This is a genomic window from Micromonospora sp. NBC_01796 (genome assembly GCF_035917455.1).
In the GTDB taxonomy this organism is placed as follows: Bacteria; Actinomycetota; Actinomycetes; order Mycobacteriales; family Micromonosporaceae; genus Micromonospora_G.
This window is the reverse complement of record NZ_CP109078.1, coordinates 6095840-6116370: the sequence shown is the minus strand read 5'-3', so window position 1 is coordinate 6116370 and position 20531 is coordinate 6095840. Positions and strand designations below refer to the sequence as shown.

Annotated in this window: 20 protein-coding genes; 8 read left to right on the top strand and 12 right to left on the bottom strand. The window is 70.4% G+C overall.

Features of this window, described 5'->3' with window-relative positions; all coding sequences use genetic code 11:
- Positions 1 to 196 precede the first annotated feature (196 nt).
- From OIE47_RS27740 to OIE47_RS27715, 6 genes are all read left to right on the top strand, one after another.
- On the top strand, positions 197 to 529 hold the full coding sequence (locus OIE47_RS27740) for a YciI family protein (RefSeq protein WP_326557449.1): 333 nt from the start codon (positions 197 to 199) through the stop codon (positions 527 to 529).
- Positions 526 to 1746: an RNA polymerase sigma factor gene (locus tag OIE47_RS27735; RefSeq protein WP_326557448.1), complete on the top strand. Its 1221-nt coding sequence runs from the start codon at positions 526 to 528 to the stop codon at positions 1744 to 1746. The genes OIE47_RS27740 and OIE47_RS27735 overlap by 4 nt, the downstream gene beginning before the upstream one ends.
- Positions 1747 to 1891: 145 nt before the next feature.
- Positions 1892 to 2245, top strand: a complete 354-nt coding sequence (locus OIE47_RS27730) for a putative quinol monooxygenase (protein ID WP_326557447.1) — start codon at positions 1892 to 1894, stop codon at positions 2243 to 2245.
- 108 nt (positions 2246 to 2353) lie between these two features.
- Positions 2354 to 2761, top strand: coding sequence for a YciI family protein (locus OIE47_RS27725; RefSeq protein WP_326557446.1), 408 nt, complete (start codon positions 2354 to 2356; stop codon positions 2759 to 2761).
- Positions 2762 to 2767: 6 nt separating this feature from the next.
- On the top strand, positions 2768 to 3913 hold the full coding sequence (locus tag OIE47_RS27720) for an RNA polymerase sigma factor (protein WP_326563265.1): 1146 nt from the start codon (positions 2768 to 2770) through the stop codon (positions 3911 to 3913).
- 82 nt (positions 3914 to 3995) lie between these two features.
- The gene (locus tag OIE47_RS27715; RefSeq protein WP_326557445.1) at positions 3996 to 4883 is read left to right on the top strand and encodes a glycosyltransferase; all 888 of its coding nucleotides are present in this window, start codon (positions 3996 to 3998) and stop codon (positions 4881 to 4883) included.
- Positions 4884 to 5037: 154 nt separating this feature from the next.
- On the opposite strand, the gene OIE47_RS27710 is transcribed toward OIE47_RS27715, so the two are convergent.
- Both OIE47_RS27710 and OIE47_RS27705 read right to left on the bottom strand, forming a co-directional pair.
- Complete coding sequence (locus tag OIE47_RS27710) at positions 5038 to 6960, bottom strand: KedN5 family methylcobalamin-dependent radical SAM C-methyltransferase (protein ID WP_326557444.1); 1923 nt, start codon at positions 6958 to 6960, stop codon at positions 5038 to 5040.
- A gap of 24 nt (positions 6961 to 6984) precedes the next feature.
- Positions 6985 to 7725, bottom strand: a complete 741-nt coding sequence (locus OIE47_RS27705; RefSeq protein WP_326557443.1) for a class I SAM-dependent DNA methyltransferase — start codon at positions 7723 to 7725, stop codon at positions 6985 to 6987.
- 581 nt (positions 7726 to 8306) lie between these two features.
- On the opposite strand from OIE47_RS27705, the gene OIE47_RS27700 reads away from it, so the two are divergent.
- Complete coding sequence (locus tag OIE47_RS27700; protein ID WP_326557442.1) at positions 8307 to 8672, top strand: VOC family protein; 366 nt, start codon at positions 8307 to 8309, stop codon at positions 8670 to 8672.
- A gap of 33 nt (positions 8673 to 8705) precedes the next feature.
- Positions 8706 to 9119, top strand: a complete 414-nt coding sequence (locus OIE47_RS27695; RefSeq protein WP_326557441.1) for a DUF3224 domain-containing protein — start codon at positions 8706 to 8708, stop codon at positions 9117 to 9119.
- Between the two features lie 60 nt (positions 9120 to 9179).
- Here OIE47_RS27695 and OIE47_RS27690 read toward each other — a convergent pair whose 3' ends face one another.
- The 10 genes from OIE47_RS27690 to OIE47_RS27645 all read right to left on the bottom strand — a co-directional run bounded on the left by OIE47_RS27690 (position 9180) and on the right by OIE47_RS27645 (position 20500).
- Complete coding sequence (locus OIE47_RS27690; protein ID WP_326557440.1) at positions 9180 to 10736, bottom strand: ABC transporter ATP-binding protein; 1557 nt, start codon at positions 10734 to 10736, stop codon at positions 9180 to 9182.
- Complete coding sequence (locus OIE47_RS27685) at positions 10733 to 11524, bottom strand: ABC transporter permease (RefSeq protein ID WP_326557439.1); 792 nt, start codon at positions 11522 to 11524, stop codon at positions 10733 to 10735. Before OIE47_RS27685 ends, OIE47_RS27690 begins: the two co-directional genes overlap by 4 nt.
- Positions 11521 to 12477, bottom strand: a complete 957-nt coding sequence (locus tag OIE47_RS27680; protein WP_326557438.1) for an ABC transporter permease — start codon at positions 12475 to 12477, stop codon at positions 11521 to 11523. Before OIE47_RS27680 ends, OIE47_RS27685 begins: the two co-directional genes overlap by 4 nt.
- Positions 12474 to 14027 (bottom strand): ABC transporter substrate-binding protein, encoded by a 1554-nt coding sequence (locus OIE47_RS27675; protein WP_326557437.1) that lies wholly within the window; start codon positions 14025 to 14027, stop codon positions 12474 to 12476. The genes OIE47_RS27680 and OIE47_RS27675 overlap by 4 nt, the downstream gene beginning before the upstream one ends.
- Before the next feature lie 99 nt (positions 14028 to 14126).
- On the bottom strand, positions 14127 to 15314 hold the full coding sequence (locus OIE47_RS27670) for an NAD(P)/FAD-dependent oxidoreductase (RefSeq protein WP_326557436.1): 1188 nt from the start codon (positions 15312 to 15314) through the stop codon (positions 14127 to 14129).
- 6 nt (positions 15315 to 15320) lie between these two features.
- Positions 15321 to 16562, bottom strand: a complete 1242-nt coding sequence (locus OIE47_RS27665) for a beta-ketoacyl synthase N-terminal-like domain-containing protein (RefSeq protein WP_326557435.1) — start codon at positions 16560 to 16562, stop codon at positions 15321 to 15323.
- Complete coding sequence (locus OIE47_RS27660; RefSeq protein ID WP_326557434.1) at positions 16559 to 16789, bottom strand: phosphopantetheine-binding protein; 231 nt, start codon at positions 16787 to 16789, stop codon at positions 16559 to 16561. Before OIE47_RS27660 ends, OIE47_RS27665 begins: the two co-directional genes overlap by 4 nt.
- Positions 16786 to 17751, bottom strand: coding sequence for a chlorinating enzyme (locus tag OIE47_RS27655; RefSeq protein WP_326557433.1), 966 nt, complete (start codon positions 17749 to 17751; stop codon positions 16786 to 16788). The genes OIE47_RS27660 and OIE47_RS27655 overlap by 4 nt, the downstream gene beginning before the upstream one ends.
- 1 nt (position 17752) lies before the next feature.
- The gene (locus OIE47_RS27650) at positions 17753 to 19555 is read right to left on the bottom strand and encodes an amino acid adenylation domain-containing protein (RefSeq protein WP_326557432.1); all 1803 of its coding nucleotides are present in this window, start codon (positions 19553 to 19555) and stop codon (positions 17753 to 17755) included.
- Positions 19556 to 19558: 3 nt separating this feature from the next.
- The gene (locus OIE47_RS27645; RefSeq protein WP_326557431.1) at positions 19559 to 20500 is read right to left on the bottom strand and encodes a DUF6039 family protein; all 942 of its coding nucleotides are present in this window, start codon (positions 20498 to 20500) and stop codon (positions 19559 to 19561) included.
- Positions 20501 to 20531 lie beyond the last annotated feature (31 nt).

Here is a 20531-nt window from a genome sequence, read left to right as displayed (position 1 = left end):
AGCTATGCACGCTCATCGGTGAACGCGCAGCGTCGGGTGGCGCGGGGTTGCTCGGAGGTGGTTGGTGCCGGCCGACTCGTTACAGGATTCGTGGAAGAAACTCCGGCCGAGCGTGTCTGATCGAGGCGGCGGCGTCCGTAGAAGGGGTGAGAGGCGCCCGAGGACGGCGACCACCGACGACAGGGAGATGATTCCAATGGCGCAGTACCTGATTTCCGTGCTCGACGACGCGACCGACTCCGCCAACGCGGAGGAGATGGCCGCGATCGGCGCCTTCAACGAGCAGCTCAGGGCCGAGGGCCACTGGGTCTTCGCCGGCGGACTCGCCGCGCCCGGCACGGCCACCGTCGTCGACGGCCGGGACGGTGAGGCGGTGTTCACCGACGGGCCCTACCTGGAGTCCAAGGAGTACGTCGGTGGCTTCTGGATCATCGAGGCCCCCGACCTCGACGTGGCGCTCCGGCTCGCCTCCCTGGGATCGAAGCACTGTGACCGGAGGGTCGAGCTGCGACCCTTCCTGGACGCATGACCGACGTCGATGAGGTGATCGCCCGGGTCCACCGGGACGAGTGGGCCAGGGTGGTCGCGACCCTGGCCAAGCGCTTCGGCGACCTCGACATCGCCGAGGAGATGGCCGCCGAGGCGTTCGCGACCGCCGTCGAGCGCTGGCCGGTCGAGGGCGTCCCTCCGAGTCCCGGCGGATGGCTCACCACCACCGCCCACCGCAAGGCCATCGACCGGCTCCGGCGCGAGGTCAGGCGCGAGGAAAAGCACCGGGAGGCGCTGATGCTGTCCGACACCCCCGAGCCGCTCGGCGCCATCGACGACGATCGGCTCCGCCTCGTCTTCACCTGCTGCCACCCCGCGCTCGCCATGGAGGCGCGGGTGGCGCTGACCCTGCGGATGGTCGGCGGGCTCACCGTGTCCGAGATCGCCCGCGCGTTCCTGGTCCAGGAGGCCGCCCTGGGCCGGCGGATCACCCGCGCGAAAACGAAGATCAAGGCGGCGAGGATCCCCTATCGCGTGCCGATGCGCGAGGACCTCCCGGCCCGGGTCGCCGGTGTGCTCGCCGTCCTCTACCTGATCTTCAACGAGGGCTACCTCGCCTCGGACCCCGAGAAGGAGGCGGTCCGCGGCGATCTCACCGCCGAGGCGATCCGGCTGACCCGGCTGGTCCGTGCCCTGATGCCGGCGGACGGTGAGGTCGCCGGACTCCTGGCGCTGATGCTCCTCACGGAGGCCCGGCGGGCCGCACGGGTGTCGGCGAGCGGTGAGCTCGTCACCCTCGACAAGCAGGACCGCGGCACCTGGGACCTCGAGTTGATCGCCGAGGGCCACGCCCTGGTCCGCGCACGCCTCGCCTCCGGCCAGGCGCCGGGGCGCTACCAGATCCTCGCCGCGATCAACGCCGTCCACACCGACGCCCACGACGCCCGCGACACCGACTGGTCGCAGGTAGTCGCACTCTACGACCAACTGGTCCGCCTCGACCCCTCGCCGATCGTGCGGCTCAACCGGGCGATCGCGGTCGCCGAACTCGACGGCCCGCAGGTTGCGCTGACGGAGGCTGACAGGCTGCCGTTGGAGGACTACCACGCCTTCCACGCCACCCGCGCCGACCTGCTGCGCCGGCTCGGCCGGAACGTTGAGTCACGGGCGGCGTACGACCGGGCGATCGGGTTGGCCACCAACACCGCCGAGACGGCGTACCTCATCCGTCGTCGCGACCAACTCACCGGCCCCTGAACGGCACCACTGCGGTCACGACCGGGTGCCCGCCCCGGCCGTGGGAGCCCTCGCGTCGGTTCGGGTGTCGAGAATGCGGTGCCGGCTCCGTCCCAGGGGGAGCAGCGGCCAGAACGGCCCGCGCGACGTACGGAGGAGACCCACCATGACCGAACGAAGTGAGCTTGCAGGTATCGCCCGGTTCACGTTTCACGAGGGCAGGCTCGAGGAGTTCAAGCGCCTGTCCGCTCGATGCATGGAGATCGTACGGACCAAGGACACCGGAACGCTGCAGTACGACATCTACTTCAACGACGACGAGTCCGAGTGCATCGTCCTCGAGCGGTACCGGGACTCCGAGGCGCTGATCCAGCACGCGGCGCACGTTGGCGACCTGATGGAGGCGATCCTGGCGACCGGCTCCGTCTCCGGAGAGCTCCTCGGTGAGCCGAGCGCGGAGCTCAGGGCGAATCTGGCCGGGAGCGTGGTCCGACTCTTCACGCCCTTCCGGTCGATGTAGTCACCACCGAAAGAAATATTGCGGTGGGATGTCGAGAACTGAAGGACGGCTCCGTCCCCGGCACGAACACGGCCACCATGGGGGCCGTACCACACCAAGGAGAACATGATGGCCAAGTATCTGCTGCTCAAGCACTACCGGGGCGCGCCGGCGGCGGTGAACGACGTGCCGATGGACCAGTGGACGCCGGAGGAGGTCTCGGCCCACGTGCAGTACATGCGGGACTTCGCCTCTCGACTCGAGGGCACCGGTGAGTTCGTCGACGGTCAGGCCCTGTCCCCGGAGGGGACGTTCGTCCGCTCCGACGGCGAGGGGCGCCCGCCGGTCACCGACGGTCCGTTCGCGGAGACCAAGGACCTGATCGCAGGCTGGATGGTGATCGACGTCGAGACCTACGAGCGGGCGGTCGAGCTGGCCGGCGAGTTGTCGGCGGCTCCGGGCGCGGGTGGCGAGCCGATCCACGAGTGGCTCGAGGTGCGCCCGTTCCTGCACGCGTTGCCGACCATCACCGAGTGACGCGTGGTGCACGAGAGTCTGCTGCGGAGCCTCACCCCCGCCGTGATCGGCGTCCTCGTCCGTCGCGGAGCCGACTTCGCGGCGGCCGAGGACGCCGTGCAGGACGCCCTGGTCGAGGCCGTACGCGGGTGGCCCGACGACCCGCCACGGGACCCCAAGGGGTGGCTGGTCACCGTGGCCTGGCGGAAGTTCGTCGACGCCGCCCGCGCCGACACCTCCCGACGGCACCGCGAGGTGGTCGTCGAGCGCGAGCCCATGCCCGGGCCGGGCGAGGTGGTCGACGACACGCTCCGGCTGTACTTCCTGTGCGCGCACCCGTCCCTGACACCGGCTTCGGCCGTCGCGCTCACCCTGCGCGCGGTCGGCGGCCTGACCACGCGGCAGATCGCGCAGGCGTACCTCGTGCCGGAGGCGACCATGGCCCAGCGGATCAGCCGGGCCAAACGGACCGTCACGGGGGTCCGGTTCAGCCAGCCCGGTGACGTCGCCACGGTGCTGCGGACGCTCTACCTGGTCTTCAACGAGGGCTACTCCGGCGACGTCGACCTCGCCGCCGAGGCGATCCGGCTCACCCGACAACTGGCGGTCAGGACCAACCACGAGGAGGTCGCGGGTCTGCTCGCGCTCATGCTCCTGCACCACGCCCGGCGCCCGGCCCGGACCGGGCCCCACGGCCGGCTCGTGCCCCTGGCCGAGCAGGACCGCGACCGGTGGGACACCCGCCTGATCGCCGAGGGCGTCGACGTGCTGCAGGCCGCCCTCGCCCGTGACCGCCTGGGCGAGTTCCAGGCCCAGGCCGCCGTCGCCGCGCTGCACGCCGACGCCCGTACGGCCGAGGAGACCGACTGGGTGCAGATCGTCGAGTGGTACGACGAGCTGGTGCGCCTCACCGACAGCCCGGTGGCCCGCCTCAACCGGGCGGTCGCGGTCGGCGAGGCCGACGGCCCGCGCGCCGGCCTGGCCGCCATGGCGGGGCTCGCCCCCACCCTGCCCCGTCACACCGCCGTCGCGGCGTACCTGCACGAGCGGGACGGTGACCGGGTCACCGCGGCACGCCTCTATGCCGAAGCTGCCCGATCGGCGCCGAACCTCCCCGAACGCGACCACCTCACGCGACAGGCCGCACGGCTCAACGCGGAACTGCGCAGGTGAGCCGCTGCGGTGGCACCGGCGTGACTCGGCATGGCACGCTTCCAGCACGGCGATCGATCGACCCCGAGGGCGGGAGCGGACCATGACCGGTGCGGCTCGACCATCCGACGGTGCCGAAGCGGGTCCGGTTCGGGCACCCAGGGTCTCGATCGTCGTGCCGGTGCACAACGAGGAGGAGACCATCGGGCCGTGCCTCGACGCGATCCTCCGCCAGACGTCGCCGGCCGACGAGATCATCGTGGTGGACAACGCCTCCACCGACGCCACCCGGGCCAGGCTCGCCGGGTACGCCGACCGGGTGGTGCTGCTGACCGAACCTCGGCTGGGGGTGCTGCACGCCCGCGATCGCGGCCTGACGGCGGCCACCGGTGACGTCATCGGCCGGATCGACGCGGACACCCGGCTGCCGCCGTACTGGGTCGAAGCGGTCCGCCGGCTCTTCGCCGACGGCACCGTCGCGGCGGTGACCGGTCCGGTGACCTATTACGACATCCGCTTCCCGGCGGCCCTCAACGCGGTGGACCTGGTGCTGCGCCGGGCCTGGGCGCTGCCGAGCCGGCAGGGGCTCGACTGGGTCTTCGGGGCGAACATGGCGGTCCGGGCCCGGGCCTGGCACGCCGTCCGGGGCGACCTCTGCGACGATCGCCGGTACCACGAGGACCTCGATCTCGGCATCCACCTGCACCGAAACGGCCACCGGGTGGTCTTCGCCGCCAAGCTGCGCGCGGGCACCTCCGCGCGCCGCTTCCGGGACCGCCCGGCGGACTTCTGGGCGTACCTGAGGATGATCGACGCCTCCTTCGCCAGCCACTCGGGGCGGGCCGGTAGCGCCAGCTACTGGCGGGCCTGCCTGACCACCCGCCTGATCATGCTCTGCTACCTGCCGTTCCGGGCGTTGCACCGCTCCCATCCGGCCTACACCGCCGCCCCGCCCAGGAAGAACCCGATGGCGGCGGAGCCGTCGCCCTGACCGGGGCTGACACATCCCGGGACCCGCAAACAGCGGAGCACCTGCCGGACGGTCAGTCCCCGGCCGTCCGACAGGCACGCGCACCGGCCATGCCACGTGGTTCCCCGGGCGGGCGTCCCGCCCCACCGCAGCGGTAGCCCTGGGCCGGTTCGGGTCAGGGGGCGGTGAACGGGGCGCCGGCCGGGCGCACCTCCCCCATGAAATGCACGATCTCCTCGTGATTGGTCGACATGACGGCGCTGAGCGCACCGGTGCGGTAGTAGATGTCCAGGTGCGTGGTACGGGGGGTGAGAGTGACCGGCTCCTCGGCCCGCAGCCGGGCCAGGATGGCCGGCACGTCATAGTCCAGTGTCACGCCGGGGCGATGGTAGTACTCGACGCCGTTCACCTCCACGACCGCCAGCGGCCCCGGCTCGCAGACCGGCTGGGTCAGCAGGTCGTAGCGGTACACCTCGGCGAGGAAGGGCCGTACGTCCTCGGGCAACTGGGGCTCGACCACCTCCTGCCACCACTGTTCCAGCGCCCGCCGGCCCTCGGCGGTGGTGAAGAGGTAGCCGATCGCCTTCGCATACGCCGGCGCCCCGCCGCCGTGCCCACGCAGCGCCGCCTCCCTCAGCGGCACCGCCTCCGGCGACGCTGTCGTGTCCGCCCAGTCCGCCATGCTGTTGAGGACCCGCGACTGCCCCCACCCGGCGAGACCGCGCAGCGGGAGCCAGCAGTGCCGCAGCACCGCGTTCTCCGCGATCACGCGGGCCCAGAACAGGAATCGCTGCATCAGCGCGTTGTCCGCGAACGACATGGTGCGATGGGCCAGGACGTACTCGAAGTCGTCATTGTCGCCGCGCAGGGCGACAATGCCGTACAGGTCCTTGTTGGAGGCGTATTCGGTGTTCGGTAGCAGCATGATCGGATAGACCGCGATCCGGGACACGTGCTGGGCCAACTCGTCGTAGCCCGCGAGGAACGACTCGACCGTGTCGCCGGGGGCACCCCAGATCAGTTCCGCATAACAGTCCAGGCCCTCGCGGTTGAGCCACTGCACCAGGTCACGCCACTCGTTGACCTTCATGTTGCGTCGCCGCATCAGGGTGACGGCCTCGGAGTTGAGCGACTGCAGGGCCAACGTGAAGGAGCTGCGCAGGCCGGCGTCCTTCATCTTCCGGACGATCTCGTAGAACACCTTCGACTTGTTCTTCGCCCACGAGCTCTCGAACGCCAACGGGAAACCGTACTGCTGTTTGATTTCGATGAGATCGTCGACCAGTTCCAGGTCCCCCGGCAACATGCCGAAGTTGGCATCGCACGCCACCACCGTGTGTACGCCGGACTTGGCGAACAACTCCAGTTCGGCGCGCAGCCGCTGCCGGGAGAATGCGCGTACCCGCTGCCCGATCGCACCACCCCAGTAGCAGAACGAACATTTGTACGGGCAGCCGCGGTTGGTCTCGAACAACGCGACGTCATAGCGGAATCGTCCGGCCGAGTCCATCAGCTCGATGGCACCGGTGAGGAAGGGCGACGGGATGATGTCGAGATCCTCGATCCTCGGCCGCTCCGGGTTGGTGACCACGGTGCGGTCGGGCCGCTGCCAGGAGACGCCCAGCACCGGTTCGAGGTCGTCCGGGCGGACTCCGGCGAGCCGGGCGCGGAGCAGTTCGACGAAGGTCAGCTCGCCTTCGCCGTTGACCACCACGTCGACCTCGGGGTAGAGACGGAACACCCGCTCGGCCTGCTCGCTGACGTGGGTACCGCCGAAGAGGACCCAGCCGTCGGGGTTGAGTTGCTTGAAGGTGGCGGTGAGCGCACCGAAGGCACGCTGGTTCCAACCGAAGACGGAAAAGCCGATCACGTCGGGGATCTGGCCGGCGAAGAGCCGGGCGGCCATCTCACCGTGCGTGACCCTGCCGCGGAAGTTGCAGATGTCCACCGACACCTGGTCGCGCAGCTCGGCGTCGCCGAGCACCATCGCCTTGAGGTATCCCGAGGCGAGCGGAAGTGACTCGAGCGGCATGTCCCAGACGCCCTGCTGCACCAGGACGACCCGCAGCCGTGGACGGGCACCCTCGGCCCCCAGCATGGAGTTCTCCACCCGTACCGCCGCCTACTTGCGGTAGATCGTGATGTGCCGCTCGTCGGAGTCCCGCAGTGGGCGACCGTCCCAGTGGCCCCAGCGGGATTCCATGGTCAGCCCGCCGAGGCGGGCCATCAGGTCCATTTCGGACGGCATGACGGTGCGGATGCGCATGGGGAAGAACTTGATGCCCTCGGGGCGCAGGATCGCGAACTGGATCGACGAGCACTGGCTCATCCGCTCGCGACGGGTGAAGGTCATCACGATGTGGTCCTTCTCCACGCGTACGGTCTGGGTGCGCTGGCCGCGGTCGTAACGGGCCGGGTCCGGGATCGATGTCTGGATCACGAACAGGCCGCCCGGCATCAGCACGTCGGCGACCTTTTGGAAGCAGCGGATCTGCGACTCCTGGTCGGTGACGAACGGCAGCGTGTCGAAGACCGCGTACGCCATGCTGAACTTGTAAGGCAACGTGAAGTCGGTGAAGTCCTGCACGTGGAGCTGCACCAGCTCGCCGCCGGGCTTGGCCCGCAACTGCGCGAGCATGCCCTCGGAGGCGTCGATCCCGTGCACCTCGATGCCCTTCTGCGCCAGGGGTACGGCCACCCGTCCGGTGCCCACCCCGAGTTCGAGCACCGGGCCCTCACCCGCGTTGTCGGCCAGCCACTGGATGGTCTCCTCGGTGTCGCCGGGATCGCCGGCCCACCCCGTACCGTCGAACATGTCGGCTACGGCGTCGCCGTAGGTGAAGATCTCAAAACCTTCCACCACGTTCCCCTCTCTCCGCCCGCGGCCGGGGCACCGGCGAATCGTCAAGGACGGACGCGGTACGGCGCTGCCCTGTTGTGAGCACGAAAGCGAGGGCGACTCGGAAATCGTGAAATGGCAAACCACGCCCGGCCCAGGTACGCCGAGAGTGGGCAATGAACGGGGCTACCGATAGCGCTTTGTCGGGTCGGGTCCGTCGTCGCCAGACAGGTGTCCACGCTGGATGGTCCGGGTGGTCGGGCGTCCTCGTACCCGGCAGAGAAATGTCCGGACAATTCCCTCCGTGGGGTGATCTCGTGCACGTTGCCTGCGGGTAGCCGGCGCGTCGGCACCCGTGGAGCATCGGGACCGGTGGGGCAGGCAGGACCAACCCACCACCGTCCGCCCGATCGGTTACCATCGAGGAACCGGACGGGCACCATCCCACATTGATGATCATCTGCAATCGTCACCAATCGCGACACACCAGACGCCTTGGCGAACCCGTCCGGAGTTCCTCGTTCTGGTACGCGACAAGCCGACGCCGCATTGCTACGATTCGTGCAGTACTTTCCTGCCGATAATTCACTCTTCGGGAGACAAGAATGGCTGTCGGTCGCTGGGCCGCAGTGACGCTGGACTGTGCCGACATCGCCCCACTGGTGGATTTCTACCGGGACGTCGCGGGTCTCAAGCCGGCGCACGTGTCGGAGAACAGCGGCTTTCTCAGCAACGGTGACGGGGTCGCCCTCGCAATGCAACGCGTCGAGGACTACCGGCCACCCGAGTGGCCCGGACAGGCAGTGACCCAGCAACTGCATCTCGACCTGGCCGTCGCCGATCTCGACGCAGCCGAGGCCGAACTGCTCCACCTGGGCGCCACGAAGCCCACGGACCAGCCCGGCAACGCAAAATGGCGGGTCTATCTCGACCCGGCCGGGCACCCGTTCTGCACCTCGGTCTGGGACTGAACAAACAAACACCCACGGAAGAGAAGAGACAAGGTGAGCACGACCGCGACCGCCTCATTCACCCTGGACTCCTGGGACGAAGATGAGTGGCAGGAGTCCCCTGACGGCATGAAGTTTTCCCGGGCATCGGTCACCAAGACGTACACCGGCGAGCTCGAAGGCACCAGCCGCGCCCAGTTCCTCTTCGCCTACGGCAAGGGTGGTGCGGGGTATGTGGGCCACGAACGCATCGAGGTGACGGTCGGCGGCGCCAAGGGCAGTTTCATCCTCCAACACCAGGCCGTCGGCTTGATGAGCGACGAGGAGGGCGGCGCTGACTGGCACATCGTGCCCGGCACCGGCACCGACGGCCTCGCCGGCATCCAGGGCACCGCCACGATGCGCAAGCTCGAGGACGGCAGCCACACCTTCACGTTGCAGTACGACCTTCTCGACGAACTCGTCTGAGAAACTGCCCGGCAATACGGAGGGCCGCACCCCGAGCGGGTGCGGCCCTCCGTATTGGTGTCACGGCATGTTCGGCGCGGCAGGGATTGGCGCGGCCGCGCCGATCAACGCCCGAGTGACCTCGTGACGGGGGCTGCCGAAGACCTCCTCGACGGTCCCCTCATCGACGATCCGCCCATCGCTGAGCACCGCGACCCGGTCGGCGTTGCGGGCGATGACCCCGAGATCGTGGGTCACCATCAGCAGCGCCAGCCCCAGCTCCCGCCTCAGCGAGTCCAGTAGCGCAAGGACGGAGGCCGCCACCCGGGCGTCGAGGTTCGACGTGATCTCGTCGCAGATGAGCACGGCGGCGCCGGCGGCGAGCGCACGGGCGATCACGACGCGTTGGCGCTGCCCGCCCGACAGCTCACGCGGCAGCCGCGGTGCCAGTTCCGCGGGCAGACCGACGAGCCCCATCAGCCGCCGGGTCTCCGCCGCCGCCCGCTCGGCCGTCATACCCTGCGCGCGCTGGGCCACCCGGCCGATCGCAGCGCCGACCGATCGCCGCGGGTTGAGCGAGCCGCCGGAGTCCTGCGGGATGAGCTGCACGCGCCGCCGCTGACGCACCGGTCGTTTCCACAGCGTCGGTTCGAGGACCTCACCGAACAGCGACACACTGCCCGACGCCGGACGCAGCACCCCGGTGACGCTCTGCGCCAGCGTCGTCTTGCCACAGCCCGACGTCCCGAGCAGCGCCAGCGCCTCACCGGCTCGCAGCCCCAGCGACACGTCGTCAAGGATCACCCGCTTACCGCGCCGCACGGTCAGCCCCGACACCTCCAGGGCCACCGCGCCGGGATCGGGCGCGGCGCCCCGGCGCTCCAACTCGGTCGGCAGATCCGGCACCGCGGCGAGCAGGTCCCGGGTGTAGGCGGCCGTCGGCAGTGCGAGCACCTCGGCGGTCGGGCCCTCCTCCACCACCACGCCACCGTGCAGCACGACGATGCGGTCGGTCATCCGCGCCGCCGCAGCCAGGTCGTGGGTGATGAACACGAACGCCAGCCCGCGCCGGGCGGCGAGCCGCTCCATCTGGTCCAGCACCTGCTTGCGTATCAGCCCGTCCAGTCCCGTTGTCGGCTCGTCCAACACCAGCCCACGCGGGTCGCCTGCCATCAGCCGGGCCAGGGCGAGCCGTTGCTGCTGACCACCGGAGAGCTGGTGTGGGTACCGTCGGCGGAACGCACGGTCGCCGGGCAGCCCCACCTCCACGAGTCCACGGGAGACCGCCTCGTCGGACCCGTCCGAGGCAACCTCCCTGATCTGCCGACCCACGCGGAGCGTCGGGGTCAGGGCCGAGGGCGGGTCCTGCGGAAGGTACGCCAACACCCTCCGACGCACCCGCCGCACGTCGGCGCTGGACGCCGTCAGCATGTCGTGCCCGTCGACGAGAACCCGGCCCCGGACCGCGCGCAGCCCCGGCCGTACGGCACCGACCAGAGCCAGTGCCAGCGTCGTCTTGCCTGCGCCGGACTCGCCGACGACGCCAACCCGCTCTCCTTCGGCCACCCGCAGGGACAGGTCCTCCAGCACGGCTCGCCCGGAGGCATCCTCGATGCGCAGTCCGCTGATCTCGATCATCGCAGCACCCGTCCGACGATCCGGTCGATACCGAGGTTGGCGGCGACGGTGAGTACGCCGAGCAGGACCGCCGGGACCGCGACGGCCCACGGTGTGAGCTGGATGCCCTCGACGTTCTGGCTGATCATCGCGCCCCAGTTGGGTCCGCTGGAGCCGAAGCCGAGGAACCCGGCAGCCGCGGTCAGCGTGACCGCGATGGCGAGACGGGTGCCGAAGTCGGCGAGCACCGGCCGGATGATGTTGGGCAGGATCTCCCGGACGATCACCGACAGGTGCGAATCGCCGCTGGCGTACGCGGCCACGACATAGCCGTCCTCGACGGCGCGCAGCGTCTCGGCGCGGGTGATCCGGGAGACGAACGGCGTACCGGTCAGGACGACCACGATGATCATCGTCGCGGCACTGTATCCCCAGCCGTGCAGCAGCACCAGCAGGATCAACACCGGCGGCAGGCCCAGCAGGAGGTAGTCCAGCCGCGACACCACGGCATCGGTGACGCCGGCGAAGTAGCCACCGAGCAGGCCCAGGACAAGACCGAGAACCGTCGCCAGGATCGTCGCGACCACGGGCACAGCCACCAGCGGCTGCCCCCCGGCCAACACCCGGGCCAGCACGTCCCGCCCCGAACTGTCGGTGCCGAGGGGACTGCCCGCCGACGGCAGGCTGTAGGGCAGTCCGACGATCCGTTCCGGCTCGCCCGCGAAGAGCGGACCCACCAGGGCGACGCCGAGCACGACCAGGACCACCGCGGCGGCGACCACGGTGACGACCCACCGCACCACTCTCATCGGGCCGCCACCCGCAGTCGGGGCTCGACCGCCATGACCACGAGGTCGGCCAGGACGAACGAGACGACGATGATCGCGGCGAGGAGCAGGCCCACGCCCTCCAGCACGGCGGTGTCGTGGTTGCGCACCGCCGCCACCAGCGTCTGCGACAGGCCCGGATAGTTGAATACCACCTCGACCACGGTGGTACCGCCGAACAACCCGGACAGCAGCCACGCGAACGTCTGCGCGCACGGTGGCACCGCGGCGGGCAGCAGGTGCCGGAAGACGACCACCCGCTCGGGCAACCCGGCCAGCCGAGCGGCCTCGACATGTGGCATCGCGTCGGCGTCGATGACGGCCGCCCGTACGATCCGGCTCGCCCACGCCGCGCCGAACAGGGTCAGCGCGGCCACCGGCAGCACCAGGATCTCCGGCCGGTCCAGCGGCCCACCGCCCAGCGGCGGTAACGAGATCGCCGGCAGCAGCGGAATCAGGTCGGCGAACACCAGCACCAGCAGACCCGCGGTGACGAACTGCGGAATGGACACCGACACCACGGCGACCGCCGACACCACCCGGTCCACCCGCCCACCCGGGCGCAGCCCGGTGAGGAGCCCGATACCCATCGCGAGCGGCACCGTGACCGCCGCGGTGAGGCCCACAAGCAGTCCGGTCGCGGCCAGCGGCTCGGCCACGATGTCGACGACGGGTTGGTGCATCGACGTGCTGGTGCCGAGGTCCAGGCGGACCACGCCGGCCGCCCACTCGGCGAACCGCACCGCCCACGGCCGGTCGACGCCGAGCTCCGCCCGGCGCTGCTCGACCTCCTCGAGAGTGGCGTCGGGCCCGAGTGACGCCGAAGCGGCGTCACCCGGGAGCACCTCCGAGGCCGCGAAGAGCACCACCGAGACCGCGAACAGCGTCGCCACGGTCGCCAGCAGCCGGCGGGCCAGGAACTTCAGCGCGGTCACGCCGGGCCGGTAGCCTGGTCGAACAACTGCACCGACTGCATCGTCCGGACGCCGGAGATGCCCTTACGGCTGGCGTCCAGCTGCTCCTGGAAGCCCCACAACAGGTCGCCGCCCTCGTCGTAGAACTCCTGCTGCAGCGCCTTGAACGCGTCGGCCCGGGCCTTGTCGTCGGCCGTGGCCTGGGCCGCCGCGAGCCGCGCCTGGTACGCGGGTGACGTACCCGTGACGTTGAACGGCGCCTTGCCGTGGGTGACCGCGGACAGGTGCACGGCGGCCGGTCGGTTGACGTAGTAGAACGCCTGGAAGGGGAACGTGGCGAGCGCGGCGAGGTCGGCGTAGTAGGCGTCGGGCGAGATCTCGTCCAGGGTCAGCTCGACGCCGGCCTCCTTGAGCTGCTGGGCCATCAGCCGACTCGCGTTGAGCATGCCGGGCACGAGTTCACCGGTACGCAGCGTCAGCTTGGTGATGCCGGCCTCGGCGAACAGCCTCTTCGCCTGCTCCAGGTCCCGGGTCCGCGCGGGCAGGTCGGCGTAGCCGGGCAGCGTCTTGCCGACCACGTCGTCGGCCGGGGAGCCGAGTCCCAGCAACGCGTTCTCGACCAACGCCTGTCGGTCGACCGCCAGGCGGACCGCCTTGCGGACCCGCACGTCGTTGAACGGCGCCAGCTTCTGGTTCATCGCGAACGACAGCGCATTGGAGTTCGCCGGCCCGCCGCGTACGACGACGAGTTCGCTGTTGGTCGTCTCGGTCTTGGCCCCGGTGGAGCTGATGCTGACCGCGTAGTCGATCTGGCCCGCCTTGAGCGCCGACAGGCGGGCACCGGCGTCGAGGATGCCGACCACCTGCAGCTCCGCCACCGTCGGCTTGCCACCCCAGTACTGCTCGTTGGCGACCAGCCTGGTGGTCGTGCCGTTGCGCTCGGCCAGCTTGTAGGGGCCCGAACCGATCGGCTTGCTGAACTCGGTCATACCGGCCGGGAAGATGGGCGAGAAGACGACGAGCACCGACTCCTTGAAGTCCCCACGCGGGGTCAGCAGTGGCACCTTGACCGTGCGTGCGTCCACGGCGGACAGCTTCGCGAGGTCGACGTTGCCATAGACGGAGACCCGGTTGCTGGGCTTCGCGCCGAGCGTGCGCAGGCTGTGCACGACGTCGTCGGCGGTGACCGGCTTGCCGTCGTGGAAGGTCACGCCGGAGCGCAGCGTGATCGTCCACTCGGTCGCGTCGGCGTTGGGCTCCACCGACTCGGCCAGCTGGTACTTGTACTCGCCGTTGTCGAGCACCATCAGCGAGTCGTACACATGCCGCATGACGATGAGTGTCGCGCCGATGCTGGTGGCCAGCGGGTTGCCGGCCTCGGCATCGGTGACGGCGTTCGGCGCGCCCACCTTCAGCACGGCCAGCGACGGGCTCCCGCCGCCGGTCTGCGACGGCTCGTCGTCGCCGCAGGCGGCCAACAGCGGCGCGCCCACCGCGGTCACGCCCGCGAACAGCCCGAACCGGAGCAACGAACGACGGTTGAACTCCTGGCCGTGTGCCATAGACGCCATGGTTCCTCCCAAAGACGTACCGATGAGATTCGGCAAAAGGATTGCGGAACTGACGGTCGCTGATCACCAACATGGGTGTCTGCTCAAAAAGGCACGGTGTCAGGTGGCCGTCGCCGGACTGGCCATCAGCGCGAGCAACTCCGGGGTATAAAGCTCGCGTAGCGGGATGATGCCGGCCACGGCGTCGAAGTAGCGGGTGGTCATCTCCGGGCTGCTGCCGACCGCGCGCAGCAGGGCGCGGCGTTTGTCGCGGGCCTCGGCCTGCGCCACCAGGAGGGTCGCCTGGTAGTTCTCGGTGAGCCGCTGCTCGCGCTCGCGGTCGTAGGCGGCGAGGGCCGCGTCGAGCCGCGGCCGGTCCGTCAGGGTGTCGCCGACGGTCTCGACGAGCAGGTCCGCCTGCATGAACGCGTCCGCGATGCCCCGTGCGGTCAGCGAATCCTTGTGGTGGCCGGCATCACCGACAAGAGCCCAGCCGGGGCCGTGCGCGCGGCGGAAGAAGTTCTGCTGGTCGCCGGTGCCCTGCACCTTGCCGACCTGCCGGCTGCGCTCGATCTGCTCGAACAACCGGGGGGCGTTGGTCCGCACGTTGTCGAGGTAGGCGGTGGACGCGTCGCGCCGGACCTCGTCGAAACGCTGCTGCGGGTAGTAGGCGGCGACGAGGACGGCCCCGTCGTTGGTCGGCACCGCCGACACCCAGCCGGTGTCACCCTCGTACATCTCGAAGTGCGTCTTCGGCCCGTCCCAGAACGCGTAGTAGGCGCAGGTGAGCGGCGGGTGCTCGGTCGTCTTCGGCGCGCCGGTCAACTCCGCGACGGTCGACCGCATCCCGTCGGCGCCGACGACGAGAGCGGCACGCTCCTCCCCCTGGTCGGTGCGCACCCCGACCACCCGACCGTCCTCCCACAGCAGGTCGGTCACCCGGCAGTCGTCGCGGAACTCGACCCCCGCCTGCACGGCGGCGTCGGCCAGCAGCGGATCGAGGACGCTCCGGCGCGGTGCGTACGCCGCCCGGACACCGTCGATCCCGCTGCTGCAGCCCTCGACGCGTACGTCGCCCAGTTCGTACACGACGTGGTCCAGCGGCGGGCAGCCGGTGGCCCGTACGGCGTCGAGCAGGCCCCACCGGGCCAGCCGCGCGACGCCCGGCTGCTGGATGTACAGGGTCGAGAGCTTGTCGGCCGGGAAACCGGTGCGGTCGAGCAGCAGGACCCGGTGCCCCCCGCGGGCGAACAACATGGCGGTCGGCGCGCCCGCACAACGGGCCCCGACGACGATGACGTCGTACATCTTCGATCAACCTCCATCGGCGGTACGGGCGAGGACCACGGCCGAGTTGATGCCTCCGAAGCCGAATCCGTTGGACAGCGCGTACCGCAGCCGGGCGGGCTGCGGTGCGGCGCCGGCGAACCGGATGCGGTCATCCACCGGACGGTCCAGGTTCGGGTTGGGGTGCACAAAACCGCCGGCCAGTTGCGCGACCGTGGCGACCGCCTCGACCACGCCGGCCGAACCGAGACAGTGGCCGGTCAGCGCCTTGGTCGCGTTGACCCAGGGTCGGCCGACGGCGTCGCCGAGTACGGCGTGCAGCGCGGCGAGTTCCGTCTCGTCGCCCAACCGGGAGCCCGTACCGTGGGCGTTGACGTAGTCGACCTCGTGCCGGTCCACGCCGGCGGCGGCCAGCGCGGCGCCGATCACACGGGCCTCGCCGCCGGCGTTCGGGTCGGCGAGCCGGTTGCCGTCCAGCCCGAGGGCATGCCCGGCGACGGTCGCCACGGCAACGGCCCCCCGGCGGGCCGCCGACGTCGCGGACTCCAGCACCAGCGCCGCGGCGGCCTCGCCGGGCACGAAACCGCGCCGGTCGAGGTCGAACGGCCGACACGCGGCCGCCGGGTCCCCGCCAGGCTCGGCCAACGCGCCCAGCACGGCGAAGCCTCGGCGGTGCATCGGGGTCAGCTCGGTGACCGCGCCGACGAGCACACAGCAGTCCACGGCACCGGAGGCGACCAGCCGGGCGGCGTGCACGATGCCGACGTTGCCGCTGGCGGAGGCACCGCCGACGGTGAAGCCCTCACCGGTGGCCGACAGCACCTCGCTGAGGGTCCCGACGTGGTCGGTGTCCTGAACGTGCAGGGCGAAGCGCGCCGGCAGGTACGCCGGACTGTCCAGAAAGTTCCGGAACAGGTCGTGCGTGTAGCGGGCGGTCAGGTTGTGCCCTGCCACGACCACCCCGACCCGGTGGTCGGGGACCGGTGCCTCGGGCAGCCGGGCCGCCGTCCACGCCTGCAGGGCGGCGGCGACGGCGGCCCGGATCGGCATGGGCGCCCGCGCCGCCGCCCGCATCGCCCTGCGGCGCAACGGCTCCGGCAGGCCGCTCACCGCGTCGGGGAACGACCAGCCGGTGATCGGCGCGGCGAGCCCGTCCGGGGTCGCGGTGACGCCGCTGCGGCCGGATCGCAGCGCCGCGGTGAACGCCGGGACGTCCGCGCCGATCGCGCAGACGATCCCGGTCCCGGTCACCGCGACGACGGTGCTCACACGTGTTTCCGCAGCAGTTCGACGATCCGGTCGAGGTCGTTGACGTCCTGGAACTCCGCGATCGGCACCACGATCCCGAGCCGCTCCATCGCCAGCGTCACCACCTCGGCCCGGTCGATGCTGGTGCAGCCGAGGTCGGTCAGGGTGCGGCCGGCGGTGACGCTGTCCGGGTCGACCTCCGGGACGACCTCGATGAGGCTGGCCTTGACGACCTCGAAGACCGTCATGCCGGCGAGGCCCCCGCGCCGGAACGGTCGCGCCGGGGGAACCCGTGGCCCCGCGTCGTCTCGGTCGCCATCCGGTTGTGGGGATTCTCGTTGGTGCCGGAGACCAGGACCGAGCCCCAGCGCGCCAGCGACACGGCGCCGCCGTACTCCTCGATGATGTCCGTGTCCGGATAGACGTTCACCGACGTCGGCACGTACCGGCCGGCGAATCCCAGACGCATCTCCTCGGTGTTCCCGAGGTGCGGCAGCGACGCGTGCATCAGGGTGGACCAGAACATGATGGCCTGACCCGGCCGCATCACCATCGACACCGCACTGGACTCGTCGGGCTTCCAGTCCGGGTCGATCTGCAGCTCCCGGTAGTCGTACCCGAAGAAGCCGCGGCGCACGCCCTCCTTCTCCAGACTGTTGATGGAGGCGGCGTCGTAGTGCATGCGCTTGGTCTCGTCGTAGAACATCGTCTGGTGGGTGCCCGGGATGAACTGCAGGCAGCCGGTCTCCTCGTTCGCCTCGGTGAAGGCGGTCCAGACGGTGATCGTCCCGCCGAAGTCCTTGGCCTCGCCCGGCCACACGATCTGCGGCTTGCCCGACGCGTTGGCGAACGTGTCGGCCTGGTGCCAGTCGGTGCCCTCGTCGCCGGGGTACTTCGGGAAGAACTCCGAGCGCCAGCACTGCACGTCGGGGCCGAGCACGCTGGCGACCCGGTCGACGATGCGCGGGTGGCAGATGTGGTCGGCCAGGAACTCGTTGTCCATGTGCCGGTCGTAGTTGGAGATGTTCGTGTTGCCCGACAGGGCCGCCTCGTCCTGGTAGATCGCGTCGGAGCGGTCCATCAGGCGCAGCCGCTCGCGTCGCCACCGGCGCTTCATGTCGTCGACCTCGTACACCGTGAACGGGCCGAAGTAGCCGTTGCGGTGGAAGTCGGCCGTCTCCTGCGCGCTGAGTGCGTAGTCGTCCGCCATGTCAGCCTCCAATCTGTTGCAGTGCGTCGTCCCGGCGCGTTGCCCCGACCACCTCGGCAAGGCATCCGATCGTCGGGTCCTCCAGTTCGGCGCCGGTGAGTGTGGTGCCGAAGCGGTCGTTCACCATCGCGACGATCCGGGTGAGCGCCAGCGACGTGGCACCGAGGTCGAACAGGTCCCCGTCCACGGGTACGTCCCGCCGCAGCACCTCGTCGGCGATCGCCTTCACCACCGACACGGTGTCCCCGTCGGTGTCCCCGGCCGGTGCCGGCTCGGGCTCGGCCCGTACGCCACCCAGCGCGGCCAGGTCGGCCTTGCCCTGGGCGGTGAGCGGGATGTCGGCGACCACGTGGAAACGCGACGGCCGCAGGTAGCCGGGCAGGTGCTCCACCGTCCCGGCCAGCTCCGCCTCGGTGAGGTCGACCGGGTCGGCACCGGGCGGCGGCGCGACGTAGGCCACCAGGCGTACGTCACCTTCGCCGAAGTCGTCCGAGGTGACCAGCGCGGTCCCCACGCCGGGATGTGCGAGAACGGCGGCTTCGACCTCGCCCGGCTCGATCCGGTAGCCGCGGACCTTCAACTGCCGGTCGACCCGACCCAGATAGGTCAGTTCCCCGTCGGCGTGTACGGCACGGTCGCCGGAGCGGTACCAGCGCTCGCCGCCGGCCTCGACGAACCGTTCGGCGGTCAGCTCGGGACGGTGCAGGTAGCCCAGCGCCACCCCGGTGCCCCCGACGTACAGCTCGCCGGGGGTGCCGTCGGGCAGCGCGTTGCCCGCCTCGTCGCGCAGTTCGATCCGTACGCCGGGAAGCGCCCGGCCGATCGGGCTCACCGACGGCCGGTCGAGGTCCGCGGCGGTGATCCGGCGGTACGTGGCGTGCACGGTCACCTCGGTGATGCCGTACATGTTGACGAGCTGTGGGGCCTCGTCGCCGTACCGGGCGATCCACGGCGCCAGGATCGCGACGTCGAGCCGTTCGCCACCGAACACCACGAGACGCAGATCGCTGCGCCCGTCCGAAGCCAGGTCCGCGGCGGCGAGCTGCCGGAACGCCGACGGTGTCTGGTTCAGCACCGTGACGCGCTCGCGGCGCAGCAGGTCCAGCATCAGCGCCGGGGTACGGGCGGTGCTCGTCGGTACGACGACGACCCTGCCGCCGAACAGCAGCGCCCCCCACAGCTCCCACACCGAGAAGTCGAACCCGACCGAGTGGAACAGGGTCCACGTGTCCGTCTGGTCGAAGCCGAACAGCTCGCCGCCACGGTCGAGCAGCGCCACCACACTGCGGTGCGCGACCTCGACACCCTTGGGCGCGCCGGTGGAGCCGGAGGTGTGGATGACGTACGCGGGGTCGTCGGGGCCTGCGTCGACCGGCGCGTCGGCGGAGGCGGTGGGCGGGTCCTCGTCGTCGGACTCCAGGTCGTCCGCCCAGAGCACCGGGCCGGACCACTCGGCGAGCGCGTCCGCGGTCCGGGTCACCGCGACGGTCAGGGGGACCCTGCTGTCGGACAGCACGGCGGCCACCCGGGGCGCGGGATGGTCGGCGTCCACGGGCACGTAGGCGCCGCCCGCCTTCAGCACCGCCAGCAGGCACACGACCAGGTCGACGGAACGGTCGACGCAGACACCGACGTGCACGCCGCGGGTGACTCCGTACCGGCGCAGTCGCGCGGCGAGCTCGTCCGACAGCCGTTCAAGCTCGCTGTACGTCACCCGGTCATCACCGCAGACGACCGCGATCCGGTGCGGAAGTTCGGCGGAGCGACGGGAGAACGCGGTGTGCAGGCAGTCCGTAACGGGCATGGCTCAGCGCTCCGTCTTGGTGGCGTACATGCCCCAGTGCTGCGGCGTGAGCGAGAGATCAGCGAGGCTCGACTGGACGAACATGCGCTCCCACCCACCGCCGCCCTTCTCCTGCGGGATCCACTGCTTGGTGAACACCTCGCGGGTGGCGGGATCGCTCATCGCCCGGACGCCCATCAGCGTGTAGTACGAGCTGAGCGACTTGAGGTGGATGAAGTGGTGGATGCGGTCGGACTGACCGAACGCCTCCTCGTACAGGTAGATCGTGGCGTGTCCGGCCAGCGCCCGGTTCCAGCTCTCGCAGAGCGCGCGGGCGAACGCCCGGCCCTCGGCGCGGAACTCGTAGCGCAGCTCGCCGGTGCGGTGCATGAGGATGCCGCAGGTGGCGGAGTTGAGCTGTTCCCCGATCGGTACGTCGGTCTGCAACTGGGCGGTCGGGACCACGAACGTGGCGGCGCCCTCGTCGGTGTTCACCGAGTCCGGTGTCGCCTCGGAGGTGCCGTACATCCCGAAGGCCGACGGGATGAGCACCGTCTCGTGCAGGGCGCCGTCGAGGAACATGCGGTCCCAGGTGCCGCCGCCGCGCTCCGGCTCGATCCGCTGGCGCATGATGATGTCCCGCCAGCCGGCGTCCTGGCTGCCCATCCGGATCAGGGTCTCGTAGGCATGCAGGGACTTGAGGTGCATGAGCCAGTGCAGCCGGTCCTTCGTCCCGAACGTCTCCTCGTAGACGAACACGCTGATGATGCCGGCGTAGTTCGTGTTGAGGTACTCCGACAGCTCTCGGGCGAACTGCCGGGCCTCGGAGCGGAACTCGGCGCGCAACTGCCCGACCCGTTCCACGATCACGCCGGCGTTGCCCGAGTGCAGGATCGCGTCCGGGGCGAGCGACGTCTGATCCTGCGCCGTCGGCAACACGAACGGCGGGCTCGATGTCGTGGTCATCGAAGACTCCTTCGCTGTCGCTGGTTCGGTA